At 46.8% G+C, this 2,340-nt stretch carries 2 protein-coding genes and 1 pseudogene; all 3 read left to right on the forward strand.

The window, feature by feature from the left end:
• Positions 1-277: pseudogene (locus HLH18_RS15830) on the forward strand (IS66 family insertion sequence element accessory protein TnpB); the annotation flags it as partial.
• Positions 274-609, forward strand: coding sequence for an IS66 family insertion sequence element accessory protein TnpB (tnpB, locus tag HLH18_RS03935; protein ID WP_171545822.1), 336 nt, complete (start codon positions 274-276; stop codon positions 607-609). The pseudogene HLH18_RS15830 and the gene tnpB, both read left to right, overlap by 4 nt.
• A 74-nt stretch (positions 610-683) precedes the next feature.
• On the forward strand, positions 684-2,309 hold the full coding sequence (gene tnpC / locus HLH18_RS03940) for an IS66 family transposase (protein ID WP_171545823.1): 1,626 nt from the start codon (positions 684-686) through the stop codon (positions 2,307-2,309).
• The last annotated feature ends 31 nt before the right edge of the window (positions 2,310-2,340 follow it).

Here is a 2,340-nt window from a genome sequence, read left to right on the forward strand (position 1 = left end):
TCTGCTACATAAATGGATTCGCCAGTCCAGATCAATGGTCCCGGCATTAAAAAGCCCACCCAGTCCACAGACCGACTTTCTTCCCGTCATTCTTCACCCGACTCCAGTCAGACAAGAAGCACCTCTGCCACCTGTGCCGGAGAAGAATGCTGTCGCTCATATCAGGATTCCATTGCATAAGGAACAAGGTTCCGCAAGGGATCAGATGATCGAGATCGACTGGCCGGTGGAATCGGCAAAGGAATTACTGCCTTTACTTCAGGGCTTGATCAAATGATCCGTATCGATGAAATCTGGCTCTCTACCCAGCCGATGGATATGCGTGCAGGTATGGATACGGCCATGGCTCAGGTGCTGAGAGCATTTGGCTATATCAAACCACATTGCGCCTACCTGTTCTGTAATAAACGTGGCCATCGCATGAAAGTACTGGTGCATGATGGACTGGGCATCTGGCTGTGTGCCCGACGGCTGGAACAGGGCAAATTTCACTGGGCTCAGGTTCACCAAGGTGAAACAGTAGCCATCAGTCGGGAGCAGTTACAGGCACTGATCCAAGGTTTAGCTTGGCAAAGAATCGGTCTGCAGCAAGTGGTAACAATGCTCTAAACCAAGCTCATCCATTCTGCTATTCTCCAAACGTTTTATTTACACATATTTATGATCTCAGCCATACTGCGGTCATGAAAATGCTGCCTGATTTAAGCCAACTGACCCATGAACAACTGCTGGAATTTACCCGGCAGTTGGCGCTGCAGCATCAACAACTCGCAGACGATAAACAACAATTAGATGCCAAAGTTCAGCATCTTGAAGTATCAAATCAGCAATTAGATGCTCAAGTTCAACATCTTTCTATTCTCAACCAAAAATACGAGCATGAACTTGCGCTATTTAAACAGCATAAATTCGGCAGTAAAAACGAACATCTAACCGCAAAACAAATCCACCTATGGGACGAAGCGGTTGAAGAAGATATTGCTGCGGTTGATCTGGAACTGGAACGACTGAATGCAGATAAAACGAATGCAGCTGCGCAGAAAGCCCCAGCCAACAAACCTAAACGTCGACTGCTGCCAGATCATCTGCCAACCCTCCGTATTGAGCATGAACCTGCATCAACCCAATGTGCTTGTGGCTGCACCTTGCGTCGTATCGGTGAAGATATCAGTGAAAAACTGAATTTCAGACCGGCACAGTTCTATAAGGAACAGCATATTCGAGGCAAATGGGTGTGTGATCAATGTGACACACTGACCCAACAAGCAATGCCGGCATATGTGATTGAGAAAGGAATCGCCAGTCCTGAATTACTCAGCCATGTACTGGTATCGAAGTATGCCGATCATTTACCGCTGTACCGTCAGCGCCAGATCTTTCTACGCGCAGGTGTTGATCTGTCCAGATCAACGTTATCTGACTGGATTGGTCGCTGTGGTGTAGAGTTAGAACGCCTAACCGATGCATTAAGAAAGGTGATCCTACAGCAAGCGGTGATTCATGCAGATGAAATACCCGTCACCATCATGCGGATGGATGATAAAGATAAAAAACCGAAGAAAGGTTATGTCTGGGCTTATGCAACAACCCAATATAATCCAGTTCAAGCGGTGATTTATGACTTTCAGGATAGCCGTTCAGGTGAACATGCCGAAGCCTTTCTAAAAGATTGGCAAGGTCATTTAGTCTGTGATGATTACAGTGGCTACAAAGCACGCTTTAGATCAGGTCAGGTCATTGAGGTGGGCTGCATGGCGCATGCCCGTCGTAAATTCCACGAACTGCATGTGACCAAAAAAAGTCAGGTCGCTGAACAGGCATTAGTGCTGATTCAGAAACTGTATGCCATAGAAGCAGAACTCAGGAAAAAGACGGATGGTACAGCGCAACACCGCCGCGAATACCGACAACAGCATAGTCAACCGGTGATGCAACAACTGTATGAATGGCTCAACCAACATCATCCGAAGGTGCCATCGAGTTCTCCAATTGCCAAGGCTATCAATTACAGCCTAAAACGTTGGGAAGCCTTAAGCCGTTATCTGGATGATGGCAACCTACCTATTTGCAATAATTGGGTCGAGAATCAAATGCGGCCTTGGGCTTTGGGGCGCAAGAACTGGTTATTTGCAGGTTCGCTGCGTAGTGGTCAACGAGCGGCCAATATCATGACTTTAATCCAGTCAGCAAAACTGAATGGGCTGGATCCGTATGCCTATTTAAGTGATGTCCTAAAAAGACTACCCACCCATAAAGTCACAGAAATTGAGGATTTGCTACCTCATCGTTGGAAACCTGAACCTCGTTAAAACATAGCAATGGGATTCAGCGGATGCTTAC

It is taken from the genome of Acinetobacter sp. ANC 5414 (genome assembly GCF_013004295.1).
In the GTDB taxonomy this organism is placed as follows: domain Bacteria; phylum Pseudomonadota; class Gammaproteobacteria; order Pseudomonadales; family Moraxellaceae; genus Acinetobacter.

Bases quoted from the DNA above. Each gene is read 5' to 3' on its own strand.
- tnpB (WP_171545822.1), top strand. From the start codon at position 274: ATGATCCGTATCGATGAAATCTGGCTCTCTACCCAGCCGATGGATATG.
- tnpC (WP_171545823.1), top strand. From the start codon at position 684: ATGAAAATGCTGCCTGATTTAAGCCAACTGACCCATGAACAACTGCTG.